This is a genomic window from Pseudomonas sp. (genome assembly GCF_026224925.1).
Lineage (GTDB): Bacteria > Pseudomonadota > Gammaproteobacteria > Pseudomonadales > Pseudomonadaceae > Aquipseudomonas.
This window is the reverse complement of record NZ_JAMFRV010000452.1, coordinates 1-4874: the sequence shown is the minus strand read 5'-3', so window position 1 is coordinate 4874 and position 4874 is coordinate 1. Positions and strand designations below refer to the sequence as shown.

Here is a 4874-nt window from a genome sequence, read left to right as displayed (position 1 = left end):
CGGGGCGATTTTCCATGCAGCCATCATGATCGGGTAATTCCACGGCGCAATTGAGGCGACCACGCCGATCGGGTCACGGCGAACCATGCTGGTGTAGCCGGGCAAATACTCGCCCGACAGTTGGCCGGTTTGACAGCGCACAGCCCCGGCAAAGAAGCGGAACACATCCACCGTCGCGCTCAAATCATCCTGACGTGCCAAATGCAATGGCTTGCCGCAGTTGAGCGACTCAAGGCGCGCCAGAAGGTCAGCTTGTTTTTCAATGGCGTCAGCAATCGACAGGAGGACGATCGAGCGTTGCTGCGGGGTGGTTCGCGACCAACTGGCAAACGCCCGATGGGCGGCGAGGATCGCGGATTCGACTTGTTCGGTGCTGGCTTCGGCGACGCGCGTCAGCACTTCACCTGTGGCCGGATTGATAATGGGCTCGGCAAAACCTTGGCCTGGGACCAGTTCTCCGTCAATCAAGAGTGCGGTGAACAGTTGTGGAGGGTTGCCGGGCATTTTTGCTGCTCTCTTCTTAGGCTCGATTTCCATGGGCATGCTCGTTGGCGCGCCCGGCCTTGGCTCTTCTCAGAGACTAGTGCGCGGACGGGAGGGCGACAAATACTAAATACTGAAAGCAGCGTTCGATTAAATAGATAGCCGGCGTCCCGCGTGTGGTTGCTCTCGGGCGACGGTCAGAAACGGGTCGACCAAGGCGGGTCGGGCGGTGCCGCGCCGCCATGCCAGGCCGACATCCAGGGTTTCCGAGAGATCAGCCAACGGGCGCGCTTCAATGATGTCGCCTTCCAGCGACCACGGCCGATAGGTCATGTCCGGCTGAATCGACACGCCTAATCCGGCAGCCACCAGACTTCGCACCGCTTCGGTCGAGGCGGTGCGCAACGTGATATGCGGTTGTAGCCCGGCGCGGACCCACATGCGCAGGGCATTCATGTCCATCTCATCGACATTGAGTTGAATCAGCGGCTCGCGGGCAACGTCGGCCAAGCTGATGCTGTCGTGCTCCAGCAGCGGATGCTGAGCGGGCAGCCACACCCGGTGCGGTGAATGGGTCAGCACTTCGGTTTGTAATGCATGCCGGTCTTCGAGATTGGAAATGATCAACACCCCAACATCGATTTCACCGCTGACCAGCAGATGCTCGATGTAAGGGCGCTCATCTTCCATAACCCGTAGTTCGACATTCGGGTACGCGCGTTGAAAGCGGGTCAGCAGGTCCGCCAGATAGTAGCCGGCCACCAGGCTGGTCACGCCGATGATGAGCTGCCCGGCTACTTGATCGGTGCTTTGTTGCAGGCTGCGTTTGGCGTTGTCCACGGTGGCCAGAATCAAATGTGCCTGCCGCAGAAACTGATGGCCTTGATGGGTGAGGGTCATGCCCTTGGCGTGGCGATTAAACAGGACTACGCCGATCTCTTGCTCCAGTTGCTGGATCGCCAAGGTCAGCGTGGACTGGGAAATAAAAACCGCCTGCGCAGCCGCTGAGATCGAGCCGGTTTCTGCGACGGCAATGAAGTGACGGATCTGGCGCAGCGTCATCATAGGGAGTGCTCGGCTGTAGATCGTGTTTTTAGATTTTTTCGAGTGTATATCGTTTTAATAGATAGGCCAGTCGGCGGCGCAGCCTCACAGCAAGCTAGCCGGCGACAAAGCGCAGGTTCACAACGTCCAATAATTCGTCGCATCAAATCGAGACTTTTTCCCGAAAATAAGTAGGAAAACCCCTACAAGCATGTGGGAAATATCGATCTAAGGCATAAGAGGCTGGGCTATACTCAGCCAGCTTTGGGCCGGCTGTCGGTCCACTTCTTGAACGCGTCAGTGCTGTCGCGTTGAACTCTTGAGGTCAGGACTTTGAAGAATTGGACATTACGCCAACGAATTGCGGCGAGTTTCGCTGTGATCATCGCCATCATGTTGTTGATGGTTGTCGTGTCGTATTCCCGACTGTTATCGATTGAATCCAGCGAGGAACAGGTGCGTACCGACGCGTTGCCAGGTCTTTATTACAGCACCACGGTGCGTGGTGCCTGGGTCAACAGTTATCTGGCTACTTTGCGCTTATTCGGCGAAGACGAGGGCCGCCCGCTCACGCCGGCTGAGTTGGACATGTTCAAGGGCTACGAGGATCAACTTGTTACCGAGTTGAACAGCTATAAGAAGACCATCTTTGATCCGGAAGATCAGGCCCGTGTCGATGCGTTTGAAAAGCAGCACGCCGAGTATAAAAAGATTTCCGAGGACGTCCTCGCGCTTTATCAAGCCAATGAATTCGCTAAAGCACACAGTTTGCTCTTCTCGCAAATGATTCCCGCTTGGGATAGAGGTCGTTTGCTCATCACTACCCTGATTACCGAAAACAAAAAACTCGCAGATAGCTCCATCGCCACGATTCAGTCGGCTGTCTCTGCGGCCAAGATCAGCATGGGCATCTCCCTGCTCGTCGCCATTATTGCGGCGGTGATCTGCGGTTTGCTGTTGATGCGAGCGATCATGACGCCCATGCGTCGAATCGTCTGGGTCTTCGACATCATGCGCAGCGGTGATTTGAGCAAGCGCCTGAACTTGGGCCGTAAGGACGAATTCGGCGCCGTTGAAGCTGGCTTCAACGACATGATGACCGAACTGACGGGCCTCGTATCACAGGCTCAGCGTTCGTCGGTGCAGGTCACCACCTCGGTGACCGAAATCGCCGCCACCTCCAAACAGCAGCAGGCCACCGCCACTGAGACGGCCGCCACCACCACAGAAATTGGCGCGACTTCGCGAGAAATCGCCGCGACCTCGCGTGACTTGGTGCGCACGATGACCGAGGTCACGTCGGCCGCCGATCAAGCATCCAACCTCGCGGGTTCCGGCCAGCAAGGCTTGGCGCGCATGGAAGAAACCATGCATTCAGTGATGGGCGCTGCGGACCTGGTCAACGCCAAGCTGGCGATCCTCAATGAGAAGGCTGGCAACATCAATCAGGTGGTGGTGACCATCGTTAAAGTCGCCGACCAGACCAATTTGCTGTCGCTCAACGCAGCGATTGAGGCCGAAAAGGCCGGTGAGTACGGACGTGGCTTCGCGGTGGTAGCCACTGAAGTTCGGCGTTTGGCCGACCAGACAGCCGTGGCCACCTACGACATCGAACAGATGGTTCGTGAAATTCAGTCTGCGGTGTCTGCTGGCGTGATGGGCATGGACAAGTTTTCTGAAGAAGTGCGGCGCGGCATGTCCGAGGTCACTCAGGTGGGTGAGCAGTTGTCGCAGATCATCTATCAGGTGCAGGCCCTGGCGCCGCGGGTGTTGATGGTTAACGAAGGCATGCAAGCACAGGCTACGGGTGCCGAGCAGATCAATCAGGCGCTGGTGCAGTTGGGAGATGCCAGCAGTCAGACGGTCGAGTCATTGCGTCAGGCCAGCTTCGCCATCGACGAGTTAAGTCAAGTGGCGGTGGGTCTGCGAGGCGGCGTCTCCCGCTTTAAAGTCTGAGAACCCGCAATGATCGAGCATTCGGCCAAGCGTGGGGTTTCACCTGCGCCGCGCAACAAGCTGTTTCTATTATTTCGCGTCGGCCAGGAGCGTTACGCGCTGGAGGCGGCTGACATCGCAGAAGTATTGCCACGCTTGCGGCTCAAACCGGTTGCCCAGACGCCGCATTGGGTGGCCGGGGTTTTCGCCCATCGTGGGGCTATAGTGCCGGTCATCGATCTCAGTGCGCTGACCTTTGGCCATGCGGCGCAGGTTCGTACCAGTACGCGTCTGGTGCTGGTGCATTATCGACCGGATGCGGAGCGCCCGAGCCAGTTGCTCGGGTTGATTCTGGAACAAGCCACTGACACCTTGCGTTGCGCTCCCGGCGAATTCAAAGAATACGGTCTGGACAACCCCCTGGCGCGCTACCTGGGGCCGGTGCGAGAAGATGAACACGGTTTGCTGCAATGGGTGCGGGTGCAAGATCTGCTCAGCGATCCGGTACGCGAGTTGTTGTATCCCGAGCCGCCGTTGAGCCTCGAATTGTTCGAGGACGCACCATGAGCGGCGACGGACGCTTCTTCGCCTTTCTCAAAGATCGAATTGGCCTGGATGTGGTGTCGGTGGGTGAGGCGATCATCGAACGCGCCGTTCGCCAACGCTGTACCTCGGCCATGGCACTGGATATCGAAAGTTACTGGCAGTTGTTGCAGACCTCCGCCAGTGAAGAGCAAGCGCTGATCGAGGCTGTGATCGTTCCGGAAACGTGGTTTTTTCGTTACCCGGAATCATTTGCAACGTTGGGCAAGCTGGCCCAGACGCGCCTGGCAGCGCTCATGGGCGCACGACCGTTACGGATTCTCAGCCTGCCATGCTCAACCGGCGAAGAACCCTACTCAATTGCCATGGCATTGTTCGATGCAGGGGTTGGCTCCGCGCAATTCAAGATTGATGCGGTGGATATCAGCCCGTTGTCCATTGAGCGAGCCAAGCGCGCTATTTACGGCAAAAATTCGTTTCGTGGCGGTCAAATTGCCTATCGCGACCGGCACTTCAGCGCCGAGGCCGAGGGGCATCTGATCAGCGAGAGGGTGCGCGACCAAGTCAATTTCCGGCCGGGTAACGTGCTGGATCCAAGCCTGTTCGCGGCACAACCGGCTTACGATTTCGTATTCTGCCGCAACCTGCTGATTTATTTCGATCTGGCGACTCAGCATCAGGCATTCAGCGCGCTCAAGCGCTGGACGCTTGAAGATGGGGTGCTGTTTATCGGCCCTGCTGAGGGCAGTTTGCTGGCCCGATTGGGTATGCGTTCGATCGGCATCGCGCAGTCGTTTGCCTTCAGTCGTCATACCGAACCTCTGCAAGAGCCAGTCCCGAGTTCCCTGGGGCGGACTTTTGTCCGTCCG

At 57.7% G+C, this 4874-nt stretch carries 5 protein-coding genes; 3 read left to right on the top strand and 2 right to left on the bottom strand.

Features of this window, described 5'->3' with window-relative positions:
• Both M0974_RS19565 and M0974_RS19560 read right to left on the bottom strand, forming a co-directional pair.
• Window positions 1-504: aldehyde dehydrogenase family protein (locus tag M0974_RS19565; RefSeq protein ID WP_297840437.1), on the bottom strand; the 504-nt coding region annotated here is incomplete at its 3' end.
• Window positions 505-633: 129 nt separating this feature from the next.
• The gene (locus M0974_RS19560; RefSeq protein ID WP_297840434.1) at window positions 634-1548 is read right to left on the bottom strand and encodes a LysR family transcriptional regulator; all 915 of its coding nucleotides are present in this window, start codon (window positions 1546-1548) and stop codon (window positions 634-636) included.
• Window positions 1549-1860: 312 nt separating this feature from the next.
• On the opposite strand from M0974_RS19560, the gene M0974_RS19555 reads away from it, so the two are divergent.
• The 3 genes from M0974_RS19555 to M0974_RS19545 all read left to right on the top strand — a co-directional run.
• The gene (locus tag M0974_RS19555; protein ID WP_297840431.1) at window positions 1861-3483 is read left to right on the top strand and encodes a methyl-accepting chemotaxis protein; all 1623 of its coding nucleotides are present in this window, start codon (window positions 1861-1863) and stop codon (window positions 3481-3483) included.
• A 9-nt stretch (window positions 3484-3492) separates the two neighbouring features.
• Complete coding sequence (locus M0974_RS19550) at window positions 3493-4029, top strand: chemotaxis protein CheW (RefSeq protein ID WP_297840429.1); 537 nt, start codon at window positions 3493-3495, stop codon at window positions 4027-4029.
• Window positions 4026-4874: protein-glutamate O-methyltransferase CheR (locus tag M0974_RS19545; RefSeq protein ID WP_297840425.1), on the top strand; the 849-nt coding region annotated here is incomplete at its 3' end. The genes M0974_RS19550 and M0974_RS19545, both read left to right, overlap by 4 nt.

Bases quoted from the DNA above. Each gene is read 5' to 3' on its own strand.
- M0974_RS19560 (WP_297840434.1), bottom strand. From the start codon at position 1,548: ATGATGACGCTGCGCCAGATCCGTCACTTCATTGCCGTCGCAGAAACC.
- M0974_RS19550 (WP_297840429.1), top strand. From the start codon at position 3,493: ATGATCGAGCATTCGGCCAAGCGTGGGGTTTCACCTGCGCCGCGCAAC.